Source organism: Pedococcus bigeumensis (assembly GCF_039531795.1).
Taxonomy (GTDB): Bacteria; Actinomycetota; Actinomycetes; order Actinomycetales; family Dermatophilaceae; genus Pedococcus; species Pedococcus bigeumensis.
Genome location: NZ_BAAAQS010000001.1, coordinates 124,381 through 145,192, shown reverse-complemented (window position 1 = coordinate 145,192; position 20,812 = coordinate 124,381). Strand labels below are relative to the sequence as shown.

The following is a 20,812-nucleotide window of genomic DNA, read 5'->3' as shown; positions in this document are numbered from 1 at the left end:
CCATGCTCCCCCACCCCGAGTTCGCCTCGATGCTGTTGGCCGACGGCCGGCTCCCGGTCGGCGGCCACACCCAGTCCTCCGGCCTCGAGCCGGCCCTCCTCGGCGGTCTCGAGCGGCGCGACGTCCCGGCACTGGTGGCCACCCGGCTGCGGACCGTCGTGCTGGTCGATGCGGCCACCGCCGTCGTGGCCCGTCACCTCACCCTGGCCGGGCTGCCCCTCGACGACCTCCAGCTGGCCTGGGCCGCCCGCACCCCCAGCGAGGTGGTGCGGGCCGCGTCGGTCGCGGTCGGGCGGGGTCAGCGCCGGCTCGCGCAACGGCTGTGGCCGGGCAGCGCAGCCGCCTCCGCCCTGGCGCCGTTGACCGCCCCGGCCCGGCCCGTGGCCGTCGGGGCGATGGCTGCCACCGCCGGTCTCGACGGCGCGCGCACGGCCCGCCTGGTGGCCTACGACGACGTGCAGTCCCTCTGTGCCGCGGCCCTCAAGCTCTGCCCGCTCGACCCGGTCGAGACCACCGAGTGGCTCCTGCACGCCGGTCCCGGGATCGAGCACGTGGTGGCGCAGGTCGCCCACCTGACCGAGCCGGACGGCATACCGGCTCCGTCCGCCCCGCTGCTCGAGCAGTGGCAGCATGCCCACCCCACCCACCCACGGAGGTTGTTCAGTGCCTGAGACCACGCCAGAGGTTCCGCGCGCGTTCCGGCTCGGCGTCGCGGGACCGGTCGGCACCGGCAAGTCCTCGCTGATCGCCATGGTCTGTCGCGAGCTCGGCGACGAGCTGCGCCTCGGGGTCGTCACCAACGACATCTACACCGACGAGGACGCGCGGATGCTGCGCGCCGCCGGCGTCCTCGACCCCGATCGTATCCGGGCGGTGGAGACGGGTGCGTGCCCACACACCGCGATCCGCGACGACGTGAGCGCCAACCTGCTCGCGGTGGAGGACCTCGAGGCCGACTTCGCACCACTCGACCTCGTGCTGGTCGAGTCGGGCGGTGACAACCTCACCGCGACCTTCTCGCCGGCCCTGGTCGACGCCCAGGTCTTCGTCCTCGACGTGGCCGGGGGCGGCGACGTGGTGCGCAAGGGCGGCCCCGGCATCTCCCGCGCCGACCTCCTGGTCGTCAACAAGACCGACCTCGCGCCCCACGTGGGCGTCGACGCCGACCTCATGCAGGCGCAGGGCAGGGAGGCCCGCGACGGGCGCCCCGTCATCGGCCTGTCACGCACCGACCCGGCCTCGGTCGCCGAGCTGCGGGCGTGGGTGCTCGCGATGGTGGGCGCCCACCGGGCCGGTGCCCACGTGCCGGTCGACCCCGGCCCGATGGCCCCGCACAGCCACGGCCACGACCACGACGACGGCCACGACCACGACCACGGCCACCGCCACGGCGGTGCGGGTGTCCACTGACACTGAGGTCCGCACCGCCCGGGTCGAGCTCTGGCCCGGAGCGGACAACAGCAGACTGGTGCTGGCCGCCGGTCTGGTCACGCCGCGGGTGGTCCGGCACGACGGGTCCTTCGCCGAGGTCGCCCTCCTCGCCACGACCGCCACCCTCCTGGGCGGTGACACCCTCAGGCTGGCGGTGGAGGTCGGTCCCGGGATGCGCCTCGAGCTGCGCGACGTCGCCGGCACGGTCGCCTACCACGGCCGCGGGCTCGGCTGCGTGGTCGACGCCGCACTGCGCGTGCACGGCGGCGCCAGCCTCACCTGGGCCGGCGAACCCCTCGTCGTCGCCGACGGCTCCGCCGTCACCCGCCACCTGCGGGCCGACGTCGACCCGGGCGGGCGCCTCCTCCTGCGCGACCGGGTCGCCCTCGGCCGCAGCGGCCAGGACGGTGGTCGCCTCGACTGCCACACGACCCTGACGTATGCCGGCCGGCCGGCCCTGGTGGAGCACCTCGAGGTGCGGGCCGGGCTGGGGCCGGGCGCCCTCGGGACGGCCCGGGTCGTCGACACCGTGACCGCGCTCGGGTGGCGGCCGGAGGCCGTCGCCGACCACCCGGCATACCGGCTGCACGAACCGGGCAGCGTCGCGCGAGAGCTGCTCGACGAGGCGCACACCTCCGGCCTGCCCGCGGTCTGGGCCGCGTGGAAGGCCGGGCTCCCACCAATTTGACGGAGCCTGAGCGAGGTGGCCACGGCGTAGGTTGGCGAGACCACCAACCGAGAGGGAGTCGCCATGGCCCAGTTCATGGATGTGCACACCAACATGCCGGGGGTGACCGCCGAGGCGCTGCTCGAGGCTCACCGGGCCGACCTCGCGATCCAGGGCGAGGAGTCCGTGGACTTCAAGAGCGCCTGGGGAGACCCGGTCACCGGTCACGTCTTCTGTCTCTCGGAGGGGCCGGACAAGGACGCCATCCAGCGCATCCACCAGCGCGCCGGCCACCCCTACGACGAGATCCACGAGATCACCGTCACGGCCTGACCGCACGCCCACCGCTGCTCCCCCGACGGGTGCGCGGGCGGTCCCTCGCACCGCTGTCCGTCCTGCCCCGACACGGTCTCCCGCACCCACCAGCGTCGGTCCCTACCGTCCGAAATGCGGGTTGCCCGCATGCCCCTCCTGCGGCCGTCCTACCATGGAAGAACGCCCGCAGGAGGCGCGTGGCGCGCACGAACCAGCAGATGAACAGGTGGCGGGAACACGCAGTGACGCAGACACAGCCGAGCGGCAAGAGCGTCCAACGCCTCGATCGGGTCGTGATCCGGTTCGCCGGCGACTCGGGCGACGGCATGCAGCTGACCGGAGACCGGTTCACGTCGGAGACCGCCGCACTGGGCAACGACCTCTCGACGCTGCCCAACTTCCCCGCTGAGATCCGGGCGCCCCAGGGCACCCTGCCCGGGGTCTCCAGCTTCCAGCTGCACTTCGCCGACCACGACGTGCTCACGCCGGGCGACGCCCCCGACGTGCTGGTCGCGATGAACCCCGCGGCCCTCAAGGCCAACCTGCGCGACCTGCCGCGCGGCGCGACGATCATCGCCAACACCGACGAGTTCTCCAAGCGCAACCTCGCCAAGGTCGGCTACGCCGCCAACCCGCTCGAGGACGGCAGCCTCGAGTCGTGGCACGTCCACCCGGTGGCGCTCACCTCGATCACCGTCGAGGCACTGGCCGCGTTCGACTCCTTGTCCCGCAAGGACAAGGAGCGCGCCAAGAACATGTTCGCGCTCGGGCTGCTGTCCTGGATGTACCACCGTCCGACGACGGGCACCGAGTCGTTCCTGGAGAAGAAGTTCGGCTCCAAGCCCGACATCCTGGCTGCGAACCTCACGGCGCTGAAGGCCGGCCTCAACTACGGCGAGACCACCGAGGACTTCGCCGTCTCCTACGAGATCGCGCCCGCGAAGATGGCCCCGGGCACCTACCGCAACATCACCGGCAACGCCGCGCTCGCGCTGGGCCTGGTCACGGCGTCGCACCGGGCCGGCATCCGGCTGGTGCTGGGCTCCTACCCGATCACCCCCGCGTCCGACATCCTCCACACCCTCTCGGGGCTCAAGCGCTACGGCGTGACCACCCTGCAGGCCGAGGACGAGATCGCCGGCATCGGCGCCGCCCTCGGGGCCTCCTTCGGCGGCGCCATCGGGGTGACCACCACGTCCGGCCCGGGGGTCGCGCTCAAGTCCGAGACGATCGGTCTCGGTGTCTCGCTCGAGCTCCCCCTGGTCATCGTCGACGTGCAGCGCGGTGGGCCCTCGACGGGTCTGCCGACCAAGACCGAGCAGTCCGACCTGCTGCAGGCGATGTTCGGGCGCAACGGCGAGTCCCCGGTGCCGATCGTGGCTCCGCAGTCGCCGGCCGACTGCTTCGACGCCGCGCTGGAGGCGGTGCGCATCGCCACCACCTACCGCACCCCGGTGTTCCTGCTCTCCGACGGCTACCTCGCCAACGGCTCCGAGCCGTGGGCGATCCCGTCGGTGTCCGAGCTGCCCGACCTCACCGTCGAGTTCGCGACCGAGCCCAACGACACCGACGGCCAGGGCGAACCGGTCTTCCACCCCTACCTGCGCGACGAGACCACGCTGGCCCGACCGTGGGCGATCCCCGGGACGCCCGGCCTGGAGCACCGCATCGGCGGCATCGAGAAGGCCAACATCACCGGCAACATCTCCTACGACCCCGACAACCACGACCTGATGACCCGCCTGCGGGCGGCCAAGGTCGAGCGGATCGCCGACACGATCGGTGACCTCGAGGTCGACGACCCGAGCGGCGAGGCCACCGTGCTGGTCCTCGGCTGGGGCTCGACCTACGGACCGATCGCCGCCGCGGCGCGCAGCGTCCGCAACACCGGCGCCAAGGTGGCCCGGGCCCACCTGCGCCACCTCAACCCGTTCCCCGCCAACACCGGCGAGGTGCTGCGGCGCTACGACCGGGTGCTCGTCCCCGAGATGAACATGGGCCAGCTCGCGATGCTGCTGCGCGCCAAGTTCCTCGTCGACGTGCACTCGTTCACCCAGGTGCGCGGGCTGCCGTTCACCACCGTCGAGCTCGCCGACGCCATCGTGTCGCTCGCCTCCGGCGACGACGCCATGGCTCCCGACAGCAGGACCACCGACGCCACCGACCAGGTGGCCGCCAAGGGAGGACACGCATGACCACCGAGCTGGGTATGCCGGGCAGCGCCCCTCCCAGCGGCACCGCGGGTGTCCCCCGCCTCGCCGAGGACGCGACGCGCCAGACCAAGAAGGAGTTCACCTCCGACCAGGAGGTGCGCTGGTGCCCCGGGTGTGGCGACTACGCCATCCTGGCCGCCGTGCAGGGCTTCCTGCCCGAGCTCGGCCTCAAGCGCGAGAACACCGTGTTCGTCTCGGGCATCGGCTGCTCGTCACGGTTCCCCTACTACCTCGACACCTACGGCATGCACTCGATCCACGGGCGCGCGCCGGCGATCGCGACCGGCCTGGCCACGAGCCGCCCCGACCTGTCGGTCTGGGTCGTGACCGGCGACGGCGACGCGCTGTCGATCGGTGGCAACCACCTCATCCATGCGCTGCGCCGCAACGTGAACCTCACGATCCTGTTGTTCAACAACCAGATCTACGGCCTGACCAAGGGGCAGTACTCCCCCACCTCGGAGGTCGGCAAGGTCACCAAGTCGACCCCGATGGGCTCGGTCGACCACCCGTTCAACCCGGTTTCCCTGGCGCTGGGGGCCGAGGCGACCTTCGTGGCCCGCACGACCGACACCGACCGCAAGCACCTCACCGAGATCCTCCGCTCCGCGGCCGAGCACCGGGGCACGTCCCTGGTCGAGATCTACCAGAACTGCCCGATCTTCAACGACGGCGCCTTCGACCTGATCAAGGACCGCTCCGAGCAGGAGGCCAGGATCGTCCACCTCACCGACGGCGAACCGGTGGCCGTCGGGCCCGAGGACGACCGACAGGTGCTGGTGCGCGGCGCGGGCGGCACGATGGAGTTCGTGCCACGGGCCGAGGCCGAGGGCCGCGACGTGGTCGTCCACGACGCCGGTGCCGCCGACCCCACGCAGGCCTTCGCGCTGTCGCGGCTGGACTCGCCGCAGATGACGCACGTGCCGATGGGCATCTTCCGCAGTGTCTCCCGGCCGACCTACGACGACATGGTGCGCGCCCAGGTCGACGCTGCGATCGACACCGCGGGCGGCCGCCCCACCGACGCCGACCTCGATGCGCTGATCCACGGTCGCGACACGTGGACAGTGGCGTGACCCCCGACCGCACGACCCCGCTCCGGATCGAGAGTGCACGACGCGCTGACGGATCCACGTCGACCCCAGCGAGTCGCGCACTCTCGATCTCCCCGACCAGCACCACCGCCTGAGGTGCCGCCGGACGAAGGTCGGCGCGGCGCGGTATACGGGTTCATCGCGTACGCGATCTGGGGCGCCTTCCCGCTCTACTTCGCGGCACTGAAGCCGGCCGGCGCGTGGGAGATCCTGTCGCACCGCATCCTGTGGACCCTGCTGCTGTGTGCCCTCGTGCTGGTCGTGCGACGCGACCTCGCCTGGGCGCGCCAGCTCTGGCAGCGGCCCAGACTGGGCCTGGGCGTGACCGCCGCGGCGCTGCTCATCGCCGCCAACTGGGTGATCTACGTCGCGGCGGTGCTCGGGGGGCGCACCACCGAGGCGGCACTCGGCTACTTCCTCAACCCCATCGTCACGGTCGCGCTCGGGGTGGTCGTGCTGCGCGAGCGGCTGCGTCCACTGCAGTGGGTCGCGGTGGGCATCGGGGCGTTCGCGGGCCTCTACCTGAGCCTGGCCGCCGGCTCGGTCCCCGTCGTGGCGCTGAGCCTGGCGATGTCGTTCGGGCTCTACGGCCTGGTCAAGAAGAAGGTCGGCGCCTCCCTGGAGGCCATGCACTCGCTGGCCGCCGAGACCGCCGTGCTGGCACCGATCGCCATCGTCATGCTCGCCGTGCTGACCAGCCGGGGCGACACCACCTTCACGACCGAGGGTGGGTGGCACACCACGCTGCTCGTGGCCGCCGGGGTGGCCACCGCCACCCCGCTGCTGCTGTTCGCGGCGGCTGCCCGACGGGTGCCGCTGGTCACGGTCGGCCTGCTGCAGTTCATCACCCCGGTGCTCCAGCTCCTGTGTGGGGTCCTGCTGCTCGACGAGCACATGTCGCGCACCCGGTGGGTCGGCTTCGGCATCGTGTGGATCGCGTTGGCGGTGTTGAGCTTCGACTCCCTGCGCAACCTGCCGCGACGGGGCCGCCCCGACCCGCAGCCGGAGCCGGTCCTGCCCTGACGCCGGCCAGGCGTCACATGGTGGCCCGTGCCGCCGTCGATGAGCTCGCGCAGGATGTCGGTGTGCCCTCCGCTCACCGGCCCAGGACGTGGTCGAGGTGGGCGTTGGCGAACCGGCGCCCCGGGTCGAGCTGGTGGCGCACCTCGAGGAAGTCGTCGAACCGGGGGTAGAGCTCGTGCAGCTCCTCCACGCCCAGCGTGTGCAGCTTGCCCCAGTGCGGACGACCGGCGTGCTCGGCCACGATCGCTTCGAAGGCCGCGAACGCGCCGTAGTCGTCCATCCGGTGGTACTGGTGGATCGCGATGTAGGCGTTCTGGCGTTCGTACGCCGTGGACAGCCAGATGTCGTCCGCGCCGGTGAACCGCAGCTCAAGGGGGAAGGTGAGCGGCGCGCGGTGCCGCTCCAGCCAGCTCCGCACCTGCATCACGACGTCGGCCACGGCGGCCCGTGGCACGGCGTACTCGCTCTCGCGGAAGCGGACCTTGCGCTCGGCGACGAAGACGCGCCACGAGTCGTCGGTGTACTCGCGGGCGCCCAGCAGCCGCGCGCTGACCGAGTTGAGCCGCGGCACGATCGCCGGGGCGGCGGTCGCCGCGCGGTTGGTGACCTCGAACAGCCGGTTGGACAACAGCTGGTCGTCCAGCAGCGCGCGCCACCGCGGCAGCGGGGCGCCGCGGTGGTCATCGTCGACCCGGTCGTTGTGCTTCACCAGCACCCGGTCGGTGAGCGGGAACCAGTGCATGTCGACGTGGTCGTGCGCCTCGACGTCGTCCTGCACGCGCTCGAGCACCTCGTGCAGGTCGGCGCTGAACTCCTTGGCGTGCAATCGGAACGCCGGCACGCACTGGAGCTCGACCTCGGTGATGACACCCAGCGCACCCAGGCCCACCCGGGCCGCCTGGAAGACGCGCGGCTCGACGTCGGCGGAGCACTCCAGCAGGCTGCCGTCGGCGAGCGCGAGCACCAGCCCGGAGACGGCGGCGGCGATGCCCTGCAGCCGGATGCCGGTGCCGTGCGTGCCGGTCGAGATCGCCCCCGCCAGTGACTGCCGGTCGATGTCGCCGAGGTTGGGCAGCGCGAGGCCGAGGGCGTGGAGGGCTGGGTTCAGCACGTGCAGCGGGGTCCCCGCCAGCACGCGGACCCGGCCGCGCTCGCGGTCGACGCCGGTGATGCCGGTCAGCTGGTCGAGGCGCAGCTGCAGCCCGTCGGTGGCCGCGATCGCCGTGAAGGAGTGCCCGGCCCCGACCACCTTGACGGGTATGCCGCGGGTCCCCGCGCGCAGGATCGCCGCCGAGACCTCGTCGGGGCGGCGCGGGGTCGCCACCTCCACGGGGTGGCTGGTCTGGTTGCCGGCCCAGTTGGTCCACGTGGTCATCCGAAGTTCTTCCCCTCACCCCGGTAGGTCGGCACCGTCTCCACCAGGCGGTCGCCGCTCACCAGGTGGAGGGCGTCGAACCGCTCGCACATCTCCCCCGCCTTGGCGTAGCGGAACCACACCTTGTCACCCAGGCCCAGACTGCGGACTCCGTTGCCCTGCAACGGGGTCTGCACCTCGCCCACGCCCTCCGACCTGACCAGCCGGACCTCGGCACGGCCGAACGGAGAGGGCACGCGGGACCACCCTGGCGGCCCCGACGCGACGTACCCGCCACCGAAGGCGGTGACGAACCCCGGGCCGGGGTGTCGCACGACCGGGAGCGCGAAGGCTGCCGCCGGCTGCGGGGTGAAGTCGTCGTAACCGTCGAAGAGGGTCGGACCGTAGAGCCCGGACCCGGCCGCGAGCTCGGTCACGGCGGGGTCCGGACCGGTCACGTGGAGGGAGCCGGTCCCCCCACCGTTGACGAACTCCAGCTCGGTGACCTCGCGCACGGCCCGGACCACCTCTCCCCGCCGCCGCGCCAGCGAGTCGGACGAGCGCTTCTTCACCATGCGCACGGCCGGCGAGGAGTCGGGCAGCCCGGCGATCTGGGCGTCGTAGAACATCAGGCCGACGACCGAGAGCCCGGCTGCCGCGGCGGCGCGGGCCAGGGCCACCGCGTCGGCGGGCTCGCGCAACGGTGACCGGCGCACCCCGAGGTGCAGCCGACCCAGGCGCAGCGAGGCGTCCACGTCGAGGGCCACCCGCAGTCCGTGCGGCCGGACGAGGGCGGCCAGGAGCTCGACGTGCTCGAGCGAGTCGACGGTCAGGGTCACCTGGGCTGCCTGAGCCGGGTCCGCGGCGAGGTCAGCCAGCGCAGGCCGGTCGACGCTGGGATAGGCCACGAACACGTCCTCGAAGCCGGAGGCGACGAGCCAGCGGGCTTCGGGCACGGCATACGCCATCACGCCGGAGAACCCGGGGCGCGACAGGGCCCGCGACAGCAGGGCGCGGCAGCGCACCGACTTGGAGGCCACCCGGATCGGTTTGCCGGACGCCCTCCGCACGAGGTCGGCGGCGTTCGCGTCGAAGGCGTCGAGATCGACGACGGCGAACGGAGGCTGCACGGTGGCGGTCGCACGATCCCAGTGGAGGGTCACACGCCCGACCCTACAGACGGCGCACGGCCTGTTCACCGCAAGTCACCCGACGTTCATCTCGGCGCCGCCGCCAGGAGGGCGTGCGGTTCCTAGGTTTGGAGCTGACCGCGTCCCGCAGCGCAACCCCTGACCTGGAGGAACCTCAATGTCCACACCATCATCCGAGCGCACGCCCCTCCCCCTGCTCACCGTCCACCAGGGTGGCCGGAGTGCGATGACCTGCCACTTCAAGTGCCACGACGCCTGCAGCAAGCCGGTCCCGAACCAGACCGACCACGGTTACTTCGGCGATCTCGTCGCCTCCGGGGCCTCCCGGCGCGCGGTCCTCAAGGGGGGCGGCCTGGTCGCGGCCGTCGTCGGCCTCGGCACCCTGGGCGGCGGACAGTCCGCAGCCGCCGCGCCCACGTCGGCGCGCTCGGGTGTCCCGGCCGCCTCGGGAGCACCGGTCGCGCCCGGAGGCAGGAAGTCGCCGTTCGGGTTCACCGCCATCGCACCCCAGCCCGCGGGCACCGACCGGGTCGTCGTCCCCGACGGCTTCGCGTGGTCGACGATCATCGCGTGGGGTGACCCCATCCTGGCCGACGCGCCCGCCTTCGACTTCGAGCACCAGAGCGCGGCCGCCCAAGAGGGGCAGTTCGGCTACAACAACGACTACACGACCCTGGTGCGCGGCCGCGACGAGCGGCACGCGACCCTGGTGTGCAACAACGAGTACACCAACGACGAGCTGATGTTCCGGGGTTACACGGGGTCGGCGTCGCTCACGCCCGAGCAGATCCGGATCACGATGGCCGCGCACGGCATGTCCGTGGTCGAGCTCCGGCGCAGGAACGCGACCGCGCCCTGGAGGTACCTGCAGGGTGCTCCTGCGAACCGGCGGGTCACGGCCACCACACCGTTCGCGTTCGACGGCCCGGCTGCAGGCCACCAGCTGCTGAGGACGGGCGCCGACCCGTCCGGCACCCGCGTGCTCGGCACGTTCGGCAACTGCTCCGGCGGCCTCACCCCGTGGGGCACCGTCCTGTCGGGTGAGGAGAACTTCAACGGCTACTTCTCCGCCGCGACGGCTCCCGCCGACCAGGCCGACGCCTACAAGCGCTACGGCCTGACCGGCTCCAAGGGTCGCGGCTGGGAGCGGGTCGACCGCCGCTTCGACGCGACGCAGGAACCCAATGAGGTCAACAGGTTCGGCTGGATCGTCGAGCTCGACCCCTCGGACCCGTCCTCGACGCCCGTCAAGCACACGGCGCTCGGTCGGCTCAAGCACGAGGGAGCCAACGTCACGGTGGCGCCCGACGGTCGCGTGGTCGCCTACCTCGGTGACGACGAACGGTTCGACTACCTCTACAAGTTCGTCTCGCACGGCCGCTTCCGCCCCGGACGCTCGGCGCGGGCGCGCGCGCACAACCTGACGCTGCTGAGCTCGGGCGACCTCTACGTCGCGAAGTTCACCGGCGACGGGTTCGAGGACGGCATCAGCGACGGCTCCGGCGAGTGGCTTCCGCTCGTCGTCGACCACGAGAGCAAGGTGGCCGGCTTCACCCAGGAAGAGGTGCTCATCTGGACGCGCCTCGCCGCCGACAAGGTCGGTCCCACCAGGATGGACCGGCCCGAGGACGTCGAGCCCAACCTCGTCAACGGGCGCACCTACGTCGTCTGCACCAACAACACCAGCCGCCAGCCCAGCCAGATCGACGAGGCCAACCCCCGCGCCAACAACAAGCACGGGCACATCATCGAGATCACCCCGACCGCGGGCGACGACACGGCAACCACCTTCACCTGGAAGATCGTCCTGGTCGCGGGAGACCCGAACGACCCGACGACCTACTTCAACGGCTACGACCGCTCCGAGGTCTCGCCGATCTCGTGTCCCGACAACATCGCCTTCGACCACGACGGCAACATGTGGATCGCCACCGACGGCAACGCGCTGGGCGCCTGCGACGGCATGTACCTCTTCCCGCTGTCGGGCCCGCACCGGGGTCACCTCCAGCAGTTCCTGTCGGTGCCCGCCTACTCCGAGTGCTGCGGTCCCCTGGTCACCTGGGACCAGAAGACGGTGCTGGCTGCCGTGCAGCACCCCGGCGAGACGACCGGAGCCTCACCGGCCACGCCGCAGAGCCAGTTCCCCTACCTCGGGGACGGCCAGCCCCGCCCGGCAGTCATCCAGATCTCCCGCGCCTGACCGCCACGACAAAGGAGGTATGCCGCGGGCTCACCCCCGCGGCATACCTCCTTTGTCGCGGGGGCCTGGTCAGCCGACGCGGGTGACGACGCTGGTCGCCAGGGCGCGCAGGGCGGCCTTCGCCTCGCCGTCGGGCAGCGGGTCGAGGACGTCCTGCGCCGCGGTCGCGACCGCGGACGTGTGCTCGCGGGCGCGCTCCATGGCCGGGTGAGCGCGCAGCAGGCCGAGCGTCTCGTCGAGCAGCGCCTGGTCGCGCAGGTCGGACTGCAGGAGCTCGCGCAGCCGGGCGTCGGCGGGATCGGCGGAGGCCAGCGCGTAGAGGACGGGCAGGGTGCGCTTGCCCTCCCGCAGGTCGGTGCCCGGGGTCTTGCCGAGGTCGTCGGCCTCCGACGAGACGTCGATCAGGTCGTCGGCGAGCTGGAAGGCCATGCCGAGCCGTTCGCCGTACTCGCGCATGATCTCGACCGTGGCCGCGTCGCAGCCCGAGAACATCGCGCCGTAGCGGGCGGCGGTCGCGATCAGGACACCGGTCTTGTCGGCCAGCACCCCGAGGTAGTAGTCGACCGGGTCCTCGCCGCTCGGGCCCGGGCGGTCGTCGCGGATCTGCCCCGCGCACAGCCGCACGAAGGTCTGCGCCTGGATCTTGACGGCCTCGGGACCGAGGTCGGCGATGATCGAGGACGCGGTGCCGAACAGCATGTCGCCGACGAGGATCGCGGTGGAGTTGCCGTACTTCGCGTTGGCGCTGGGCGCTCCGCGCCGCACGTCGGCCTCGTCCATCACGTCGTCGTGGCACAGCGACGCGACGTGGGTCAGCTCGACGCCGGCGGCGGCCGCCACCACGTCGGCGTTGACCCCGCTGCCCAGCTCGGAGGCGAGGAGGGTCAGCAGCGGCCGGAACCGCTTGCCCCCCGCCTCGATCAGGTGGTTGTTGGCCTCGGCGATGAACGCGTCGTCGTGGTCGACCTCCCGGCGCAGCAGCGCGTCGACCGCGGCCAGCCCCTCCTGCAGGCGCTCGGACAGCTCGTCCGAGACGTCGGGCAGGACCAGGACTGGTGGGGTCGTGCTCACCTGGCAGTCCGCGTCGTCACGACCGAGGTCACTTCACCAGGAACTGCGAGGAGCGCTCGGCCAGGTCGAGGACCTGGGCCGGGAGCACCCCGAGGACGAGCGTCACGAGGGTGCCGATGGTGATGGCCACCGTGGTGAACGGCGACGCGGTCTCCGCCACGACGACCTCACCGGCCGGGGGCTCGGTGAAGTACATCAGCACGATCAGCCGGACGTAGACGAACGCCGTGATGACGCTGCACAGCACGCCGATGATGACCAGGGCCACCCCGGACCGGCCGCCGAACGAGATGGCCGGCGAGAACGCGGCATACTTCGCGGCGAAGCCGGACGTCAGGGGGATGCCCGCGAAGGCCAACAGCAGGAAGGCGAAGACGCCGGCCACGACGGGGTGGTTGCGCCCGAGGCCGGCCCACTGGGACAGGTGCGAGGCCTCGGACCCGCCCTGGCGCACGAGGGACACCACGGCGAAGGCCGCGATCGTCATGAAGCCGTAGGCGACGAGGTAGAACATCGTGCCCGAGACCCCGGTGCGGTCGAAGGCCAGCACCGCGACGAGGATGAACCCCGCGTGCGCGATGGACGAGTAGGCGAGCAGCCGCTTCACGTCGGTCTGGGTCACCGAAAGCACCGCACCGACGACCATGGTCAGGGCGGCCACCGCGATGACGCCACCACGCCAGTCCCAGCGGTTGGCCTCGACGCCGACGTAGACGACGCGCAGGATCGCCCCGAAGGCGGCGACCTTGGTGCAGGCGGCCATGAAGCCGGTCACGGGGGTGGGGGCACCCTGGTAGACGTCGGGCGTCCAGGAGTGGAACGGGACGGCGCCGACCTTGAAGAGCAGGCCGACCAGGACCAGCACGACACCGGGCAGCAGCAGCCCCTCGAGGGCTCCGTTGGCCGCCCGCACCGCCGTGGCGATGTCGGCGATGTAGAGCGACCCCGCGTAGCCGTAGAGCAGGGCGGCGCCGAAGAGGAAGAACGCCGAGCTGAACGCGCCGAGCAGGAAGTACTTGAGCGACGCCTCCTGCGACAGGAGACGGCGACGACGCGCGAGACCACACAGCAGGTAGAGCGGCAGGGACAGCACCTCGAGGGCGACGAACATGGTCAGCAGGTCACCCGCGGCGGGGAACAGCAGCATGCCGACGACCGAGAACAGCGTCAGCGGGAAGACCTCGCTGGTCGCCAGGCCGGCCCGCAGGGCGGCGGCCTCGTGGGGCGAGCCGGGGACGGCCGCACCCATCGGGGTGAAGGCGTCCGCGCCCTGGCCGCCGAACTTCTCGGCCATGGTCAGCACGCCGAGCGCTGCCATCAGCAGGATCGCGCCCTGCAGGAAGAGGGCGGGGCCGTCGACGATGACCGCCTGGGCGAGCGTGCCACCCCGGTGCGCCTCCTCGGCGGACACCGTCACGAGGACCACGAACGCGGCGACGAGCGACACCAGGGCCAGGGAGACCTGGATGACGTGGCGGTGGCGCCGGGGCGCGAAGGCCTCGACCAGCACCCCGATGAGGGCGCCGGCGATGACGATCAGCATGGGGGCGATCGCGCCGTAGTCGACGTCGGCCTGCTTGAAGGCGGTGGCCAGCGCAGGGGCGGACAGAACCGTCATGGCGGGCATTACTTCGTGCTCCCGTCAGCAGCGGAGGTGGGGGCCGGGTCGGTGACGCCGACGAAGTGCAGCGTCTTCGACACCGCCGGGTTGAGCATGTCCAGGGCCGGCTTGGGGTAGAACCCGAGCACGAGGAAGGCCGCGATCAGCGGGGCCACGACGAGCTTCTCGCGACGGGTGATGTCGCGCACCGGCGTGGTCAGCTCGGGCTTGGGCCCGGTCATCATCCGCTTGTACATCAGCAGGATGTAGAGGGCCGCCAGGACGATGCCGGCGGTGGCGATGACCGCCGCTGCCGGGTAGCGCTGGAACGTGCCCACCAGCACCATGATCTCGGAGATGAACGAGCTCAGGCCGGGCAGCGCCAGACCCGACAGGCCGGCCACCAGGAACACGCCGGCGAGCCCGGGCGTCACGCGCTGCCAGCCGCCGAAGTCGGGGATCCGCTTGCTGCCCCGTCGCGCGACCAGCATGGCGCCGATGAGGAACAGCGCCGCGGTGGAGAACCCGTGGTTGAGCATGTAGAGGGTCGAGCCCGCACCACCGGTCGTCGTCAGCGCGAAGATGCCCAGCACGATGAAGCCGAAGTGGCTCACCGACGTGTAGGCGATCAGCCGCATGATGTCGGTCTGGCCGATGGCGAGCAGCGCGCCGTAGAGGATCGAGATGACCGCGAGGACCAGCACGACCGGCGTGGCCCACTTCGAGGCCTCCGGGAAGAGCTGCAGGCAGAACCGGATCATCCCGTAGGTGCCGACCTTGTCGAGCACGCCGACGAGCAGCACGGCCGTGGCCGGGCGCGCCTCGGTGGCGGCGTCGGGCAGCCAGGTGTGCACCGGCCACATCGGCGCCTTCACCGCGAAGGCGAAGAAGAACGCCACGAACATCAGCCGCTCGGGCGTCGCACCGAGGTCGAGCCCGGTCAGCTTGGCGACGAGGAACCCGTCGGCCCCGCCCGGACCGTAGTGGTAGAGGGCGATCACGCCGACGAGCATGACCAGCCCACCCGCGAGCGAGAAGAGCAGGAACTTCACCGCGGCATACTGCCGACGCGGGCCGCCGAAGGAGCCGATCAGGAAGTAGACCGGGATCAGCATCGCCTCGAAGAAGACGTAGAACAGGAACACGTCGGTGGCGGCGAAGACGCCGACCATGAACGTGACCAGCACGAGCATCAGCGCGAAGTAGTACTTCTCGCGCTTGCCGCCCTCGGGCACGTCACGCCACGCGGCGAGGATGCACACCGGCGTCAGCAGCAGGGCCATCAGGATCATCACCAGCGCGATGCCGTCGACACCCAGCGCGTAGGACACCCCGAACTGCGGGATCCACTCGTGCTGCTCGGTGAGCTGGAACTGCTGGTCGGAGGTGTTCTCGAACTGCAGGGCAGCGGCGATGCCGAAGACCAGCGTCACCAGCGAGAAGCCGAGGGCGACGTGCTTGGCGCGGTCGGTCAGGCCCGCGGGCAGCCCCGCCACGACGGCAGCGCCGATCAGCGGGATGACCCCGATCACGGTCAGCCAGGGGAAGTTCGTCATCACTGGATCACCCACATGGCACCGAGGATCGCGACGACGCCGGCGAGCATCGTCAGGGCGTACGAGCGGGCGAAACCGTTCTGGAGGCGACGCAGTCGACTTGACGTGCCACCGACGAGGGCGGCGAGTCCGCCGACCCCGCCGTCGACACCCCGGGTGTCGGCGAACACCAGTGCTCGGGTCAGGTGGAGACCTGGCCGCATGAAGACTCCCTCGTTGACGTCGTCCTGGTAGAGGTCACGGCGTGCGGCACGGGTGGCCAGCGAACCGGTGGGCTGCACCTGGGGCACCTCGTCGCGCCAGTAGCGCATCCACGCGAGCGCGACACCACCGGCGACCAGCAGCAGCGTCAGCGTCATGAGCAGCCACACCGGCAGGACCGGGTGCTCGCCCTCCTCGTGGCCACCGACGACCGGCTCGAGCCAGTGCGTGAAGGTGCCGCCGATGGACAGGACGAGGCCGAGCAGGCCGGAGCCGACCGCGAGCACCATCATCGGGATGGTCATGGTGCGCGGTGACTCGTGCGGGTGGACCTCCTCGGTCCAGCGCTTCTTGCCGTGGAAGGTCATGAAGAACAGGCGCGACATGTAGAACGCCGTGATGCCGGCGCCGATCAGCGCGGCGCCGCCGAAGACCCACGGACGCCAGCCCTCACCGATGAAGGCGGCCTCGATGATCTTGTCCTTGGACCAGAAGCCGGAGAACGGCGGCACCCCGAGGATGGCGAGCCAGCCCAGGCCGAAGGTGATCCAGGTGATCTTCATGGCGCCCGACAGGCCACCGAAGCGGCGCATGTCGACCTGGTCGTCCATGCCGTGCATGACCGAGCCCGCACCGAGGAACATCCCGGCCTTGAAGAAGCCGTGGGTCAGCAGGTGGAAGATCGCGAAGGCGTAGCCGACCGGGCCGAGGCCCGCCGCCAGCATCATGTAGCCGATCTGCGACATCGTCGAGGCGGCCAGTGCCTTCTTGATGTCGTCCTTCGCGCACCCGACGACGGCCCCGAAGACCAGCGTGATCGCGCCGACGATGACGACGCACAGCTGCGCGTTGGGCGCGTGGTCGAAGACGAAGCTGCTCCGCACCACCAGGTAGACCCCGGCGGTGACCATCGTCGCGGCGTGGATGAGCGCGGAGACCGGGGTCGGACCGGCCATGGCGTCGCCGAGCCAGCTCTGCAGCGGGAACTGCGCCGACTTGCCGCACGCGCCGAGCAGGAGCATCAGCCCGATCGCGGTGAGGACGCCCTCGCCCGCACCGCCCTCGGCGGCCTGCTGCACGCCCGCGAAGGTGACCGTGCCGAAGGCGGCGAACATGATCATGATGCCGACCGACAGGCCGAAGTCACCGACACGGTTGACGACGAACGCCTTGTTGGCGGCCGTGGCGTAGGCGGGGTTGTGGTTCCAGAACCCGATGAGCAGGTACGACGCGAGACCCACGCCCTCCCAGCCGACGTAGAGCAGCAGGTAGGAGTCGGCCAGCACCAGCAGCAGCATCGCCGCGACGAACAGGTTGAGGTAGGCGAAGAACCGGCGCTTGTCCGGGTCGTGCTCCATGTACCCGATCGAGTAGACGTGGATGAGCGACCCGACGAAGGTCACCAGCAGCACGAACGTCACCGACAGCTGGTCGACGAGCATGCCGGCGTCGAGGTTGAACGAGCCGGCGGGCACCCAGTTGAACAGGTGCAGGTGCGCAGCGCGGTTCTCGCCGTCGCGGCCGAGCATGGCCATCCACACGACGAAGCCGACGACGAAGGCCGCCCAGGACATGGCGGTGGCGAACAGCGGCCCCCACTTGTCGGTGGCGCGTCCGCCGAGCAGCAGCACGGCGGCGCCGAGGAGCGGCAGCGCCACGAGCAGCCACGCGTATGCCGTGACGCCGGTGGCCGCGGTGGCGGCGGGTTCCGACGTGGCGGCGGTGGCGAGGTGGGCGAGGGAGGTCACCTGGTGGCTCCTTCTACAGCTTCAGCAGGTTGGCGTCGTCGACCGAGGCCGACCGGCGGGCACGGAAGATGGCCATGATGATGGCCAGTCCCACGACGACCTCGGCAGCGGCGACCACCATGACGAACAGGGCGATCACCTGGCCATCGAGGTTGCCGCGCATCCGGGAGAACGTCACGAACATCAGGTTGGTGGCGTTGAGCATCAGCTCGACACCCATGAACACGATGATGGCGTTGCGGCGCATGAGGACGGCCGCGCCACCGATCGCGAACAGCAGGGTCGCGAGGTAGATGTAGTTGACGAGGTTCATCGCTGCGACCCCTCCTCGATCTCGTGCTCGATGTCGTGCTCGGACTCGATGTGGCGCGCAGGCGCGACGTTCTGCTCACGGGCGGTGAGCACGCGCGAGACGGACAACGCGCTCGGGGAGCCGTCGGGCAGCAGGGCCGGGGTGTCGACCGCATTGCTGCGGGCGTAGACACCTGGGGCCGGGAGCCCGGCGACGTTGCGGTTCTCGAGGACGCGGCGCTCGGACCAGGAGCGCTGGCTCGGCTTGGTGCCGATCCGCTCGCGGTGGGCCAGCACCATCGCGCCGAGGGCGGCGGTGATGAGCAGCGCCGAGGTGATCTCGAAGACCCAGACGTACTTGCCGAAGATCAGGTTGGCGACCCCCGAGACGTTGCCGGTGCTCGCGTTGACGCCGGCCAGACCCTTCATCGGGCCGAACTGGGCCCGGCCGATGGCGGTGAACAGCAGCGCGGCCAGGCCGAGGGCGAGCAGTGCGCTCGCCCACTTCTGGCCCTTGAGCGTCTCGACCAGCGAGTCGGACGAGTCGACGCCCACCAGCATGAGGACGAAGAGGAACAGCATCATGACCGCGCCGGTGTAGACGAAGATCTGGATGATGCCGAGGAAGTCGGCCTCCTGCGCGATGTAGAAGATCCCGAGGTTGATCATCACCAGGGCCATGCCCAGGGCGGCGTGCACCGCCTTCTTGGCGAAGATCAGGCCGAGCGCACCGAGCACGCTGATCGGCGCGAGGATCCAGAACATGACCTGCTCGCCCACGCCGGTCATCGACGCACCGCCTCGGTCGTGTCGCGGCCGGCTTGTCGGGTGGTCACGGTGTCCACTCCTTCGACGGGGTCGCCGCTGGGCGCGAGACCGTCCTTGGGCTGGGTGTCGTGCTGCTTCACCCAGGCCTCCTGCTCGGGCGTCGCACGGGCGACCTTGCCCTGGTAGTAGTCGCGCTCCTCGAGGCCGTCGACCATCGGGTGCGGCGCGGGCAGCATCCCCTCCTGGAGCGGCGCGAGCAGCTGCTCCTTCGTGAAGATCAGGTCGGCGCGGTTGTTGTCGGCCAGCTCGTAGAAGTTCGTCATGGTCAGGGCCCGCGTCGGGCAGGCCTCGATGCACAGGCCGCAGAAGATGCAGCGCAGGTAGTTGATCTGGTAGACGCGGCCGTAGCGCTCACCGGGCGAGAACCGGCCGGTGCCACCGTCGGAGTCGTCGTTCGACGCCCCCTCGACGAGGATCGCGTCGGCAGGGCAGGCCCAGGCGCAGAGCTCGCACCCGACGCACTTCTCGAGGCCGTCGGGGTGCCGGTTGAGCTGGTGACGGCCGTGGTAGCGCGGCTGGGTCGGCCGCTTCTCCTCGGGGTACTCCTCGGTCTCCAGCTTGCGGAACATCGTGGCGAACGTGACACCGAAGCCACCGACGGGGGCGAAGAGGTCGGCGAGGAAGCTCGGCTTCTTCTGGTCGGCTCTGCGTCCTGCGGAGCCAGCCGGGCGGTCAGCTGGGCGGGCAGCTCCTGAGTCAGCCACGAGTGGCCTCCTTGTCCGTTGCGGTGTCGTGGGCGCCGATCGCCAGGGACGGCTCCTTGAGCCGCTGGCCGGGCAGCGGAGGCACCGGGTAGCCGCCGGCGAAGGGGTCGATCTCCTCCGGGGGCGGCATGTTGCGGATGGCGTCCTGCTCGATCTTGCGGTTGTCGCGCAGCCAGGCGATCACGAGCACGGCACCGGCGAGCACGACGACGAAGGCGATGCTCACGAGCGGGAACTCGCGCCCGTTGAAGGTCACGCTGGGCCCGGCGATGTAGCCGAGCTGGCTCGCCTTCATGAACGCGGCGACCACGACCCAGGCCAGCGTGACCGGGATGAGGAACTTCCAGCCGAAGCGCATGAACTGGTCGTAACGCACACGCGGCAGCGACCCACGCAGCCAGACGAAGAAGAACATGAACAGCCAGAGCTTGATGACGAACCAGAGCAGGCCCCACCAGCCGTGGTTGAACATGCCGTCGTTGATCGCCGCGATGCCGGGAGGGGCCATCCAGCCACCGAGGAACATCGTCGTGGCCAGGGCCGAGACGGTGAACATGTTGACGTACTCACCGAGGAAGAACATCGCGAACTTCAGCGACGAGTACTCGGTGTGGAAGCCACCGGTCAGCTCGCCCTCGCCCTCCGCGAGGTCGAAGGGCAGCCGGTTGGTCTCACCGACCATGGTGACGACGTAGACGAGGAAGCTGGGGACCAGCGGCAGGATGTACCAGAGGTCCTTCTGGGCACCGACGATCTGCGAGGTCGACATCGACCCGGAGTAGAGGAAGACCGCCACCAGCGACAGGCCCATGGCGATCTCGTAGGAGATCACCTGGGCGGTCGAGCGCAGGCCACCGAGCAGCGGGTAGGTCGAGCCGGACGACCAGCCGGCCAGGACGATGCCGTAGACACCGACGCCGGCGACCGCGAGCACGAGCAGGACGGCGACGGGGATGTCGGTGAGCTGCAACGGGGTGCGGTGGCCGAACATCGAGACGGTCGGTCCCAGGGGGATGATCGCGAACGACACGAACGCCATGGCACCGGCGATGGCCGGAGCCAGCGCGAAGACCACCTTGTCGGCGTTCTTCGGCGTGAGGTCCTCCTTGAGGGCCAGCTTGATGCCGTCGGCCAGCGTCTGCAGCAGGCCGAACGGGCCGGTGCGGTTGGGGCCGGGACGCTGCTGCATCCGGCCGATCACCCGACGTTCGAACCAGATCACGACCAGCGTGTTCACGAGCAGGAACACGAAGACGAACAGCGCCTTGACCAGGTGCAGCCACCACGGGGTGTCGCTGAAGTCGGTGCTCGGGTTGTCGGCGAACGGCGCCTGGGCCAGAGCCTGGGTCGCATACGTCATGGTGC

At 70.8% G+C, this 20,812-nt stretch carries 18 protein-coding genes; 8 read left to right on the top strand and 10 right to left on the bottom strand.

Annotated elements, in window-relative coordinates; genetic code table 11:
• Positions 1 to 2 precede the first annotated feature (2 nt).
• The 7 genes from ABD262_RS00685 (at position 3) to rarD (ending at position 6,743) form a co-directional block, all read left to right on the top strand.
• A complete protein-coding gene (locus ABD262_RS00685; RefSeq protein WP_344129651.1) occupies positions 3 to 671 on the top strand; it encodes an urease accessory protein UreF in 669 nt (222 codons plus the stop codon).
• Complete coding sequence (gene ureG, locus ABD262_RS00680) at positions 631 to 1,410, top strand: urease accessory protein UreG (RefSeq protein WP_425564784.1); 780 nt, start codon at positions 631 to 633, stop codon at positions 1,408 to 1,410. Before ABD262_RS00685 ends, ureG begins: the two co-directional genes overlap by 41 nt.
• Entirely contained in the window at positions 1,400 to 2,119 is a 720-nt protein-coding gene (locus ABD262_RS00675) for an urease accessory protein UreD (RefSeq protein WP_344129645.1), read from the top strand. Before ureG ends, ABD262_RS00675 begins: the two co-directional genes overlap by 11 nt.
• A gap of 63 nt (positions 2,120 to 2,182) precedes the next feature.
• Positions 2,183 to 2,431: an SCO4226 family nickel-binding protein gene (locus ABD262_RS00670; RefSeq protein WP_344129642.1), complete on the top strand. Its 249-nt coding sequence runs from the start codon at positions 2,183 to 2,185 to the stop codon at positions 2,429 to 2,431.
• 224 nt (positions 2,432 to 2,655) lie between these two features.
• Positions 2,656 to 4,608: a 2-oxoacid:acceptor oxidoreductase subunit alpha gene (locus ABD262_RS00665; RefSeq protein WP_344129639.1), complete on the top strand. Its 1,953-nt coding sequence runs from the start codon at positions 2,656 to 2,658 to the stop codon at positions 4,606 to 4,608.
• The gene (locus tag ABD262_RS00660) at positions 4,605 to 5,702 is read left to right on the top strand and encodes a 2-oxoacid:ferredoxin oxidoreductase subunit beta (protein ID WP_344129636.1); all 1,098 of its coding nucleotides are present in this window, start codon (positions 4,605 to 4,607) and stop codon (positions 5,700 to 5,702) included. Before ABD262_RS00665 ends, ABD262_RS00660 begins: the two co-directional genes overlap by 4 nt.
• Positions 5,703 to 5,816: 114 nt before the next feature.
• The gene (gene rarD, locus ABD262_RS00655) at positions 5,817 to 6,743 is read left to right on the top strand and encodes an EamA family transporter RarD (protein WP_344129633.1); all 927 of its coding nucleotides are present in this window, start codon (positions 5,817 to 5,819) and stop codon (positions 6,741 to 6,743) included.
• 73 nt (positions 6,744 to 6,816) lie between these two features.
• Here the strand turns inward: rarD and ABD262_RS00650 are convergent, their stop codons facing one another.
• Complete coding sequence (locus ABD262_RS00650; protein ID WP_344129630.1) at positions 6,817 to 8,118, bottom strand: D-arabinono-1,4-lactone oxidase; 1,302 nt, start codon at positions 8,116 to 8,118, stop codon at positions 6,817 to 6,819.
• Positions 8,115 to 9,260 carry an amino acid deaminase/aldolase gene (locus ABD262_RS00645; RefSeq protein WP_344129628.1) on the bottom strand — a complete coding sequence of 382 codons (1,146 nt, stop codon included), beginning with the start codon at positions 9,258 to 9,260 and terminating at the stop codon, positions 8,115 to 8,117. The genes ABD262_RS00650 and ABD262_RS00645 overlap by 4 nt, the downstream gene beginning before the upstream one ends.
• Before the next feature lie 145 nt (positions 9,261 to 9,405).
• Between ABD262_RS00645 and ABD262_RS00640 the strand changes: the two genes are divergently transcribed.
• Entirely contained in the window at positions 9,406 to 11,448 is a 2,043-nt protein-coding gene (locus tag ABD262_RS00640; RefSeq protein WP_344129626.1) for a PhoX family protein, read from the top strand.
• A gap of 69 nt (positions 11,449 to 11,517) precedes the next feature.
• Here the strand turns inward: ABD262_RS00640 and ABD262_RS00635 are convergent, their stop codons facing one another.
• The 8 genes from ABD262_RS00635 to nuoH are packed head-to-tail and all read right to left on the bottom strand — an operon-like array spanning position 11,518 to position 20,807.
• Entirely contained in the window at positions 11,518 to 12,519 is a 1,002-nt protein-coding gene (locus ABD262_RS00635; protein WP_344129623.1) for a polyprenyl synthetase family protein, read from the bottom strand.
• A gap of 28 nt (positions 12,520 to 12,547) precedes the next feature.
• The gene (gene nuoN / locus ABD262_RS00630; protein ID WP_425564783.1) at positions 12,548 to 14,137 is read right to left on the bottom strand and encodes an NADH-quinone oxidoreductase subunit NuoN; all 1,590 of its coding nucleotides are present in this window, start codon (positions 14,135 to 14,137) and stop codon (positions 12,548 to 12,550) included.
• Between the two features lie 8 nt (positions 14,138 to 14,145).
• Positions 14,146 to 15,675 (bottom strand): NADH-quinone oxidoreductase subunit M, encoded by a 1,530-nt coding sequence (locus ABD262_RS00625; protein WP_344129617.1) that lies wholly within the window; start codon positions 15,673 to 15,675, stop codon positions 14,146 to 14,148.
• Positions 15,675 to 17,624, bottom strand: a complete 1,950-nt coding sequence (nuoL, locus tag ABD262_RS00620) for an NADH-quinone oxidoreductase subunit L (protein WP_344129614.1) — start codon at positions 17,622 to 17,624, stop codon at positions 15,675 to 15,677. Before nuoL ends, ABD262_RS00625 begins: the two co-directional genes overlap by 1 nt.
• Before the next feature lie 13 nt (positions 17,625 to 17,637).
• Positions 17,638 to 17,937, bottom strand: a complete 300-nt coding sequence (gene nuoK, locus ABD262_RS00615) for an NADH-quinone oxidoreductase subunit NuoK (protein ID WP_344129611.1) — start codon at positions 17,935 to 17,937, stop codon at positions 17,638 to 17,640.
• On the bottom strand, positions 17,934 to 18,704 hold the full coding sequence (locus tag ABD262_RS00610; RefSeq protein WP_344129608.1) for an NADH-quinone oxidoreductase subunit J: 771 nt from the start codon (positions 18,702 to 18,704) through the stop codon (positions 17,934 to 17,936). The genes nuoK and ABD262_RS00610 overlap by 4 nt, the downstream gene beginning before the upstream one ends.
• Positions 18,701 to 19,447 (bottom strand): NADH-quinone oxidoreductase subunit NuoI, encoded by a 747-nt coding sequence (gene nuoI, locus ABD262_RS00605; protein WP_344129605.1) that lies wholly within the window; start codon positions 19,445 to 19,447, stop codon positions 18,701 to 18,703. The genes ABD262_RS00610 and nuoI overlap by 4 nt, the downstream gene beginning before the upstream one ends.
• Positions 19,440 to 20,807, bottom strand: coding sequence for an NADH-quinone oxidoreductase subunit NuoH (gene nuoH, locus ABD262_RS00600; RefSeq protein ID WP_344134464.1), 1,368 nt, complete (start codon positions 20,805 to 20,807; stop codon positions 19,440 to 19,442). Before nuoH ends, nuoI begins: the two co-directional genes overlap by 8 nt.
• Between the last annotated feature and the right edge of the window lie 5 nt (positions 20,808 to 20,812).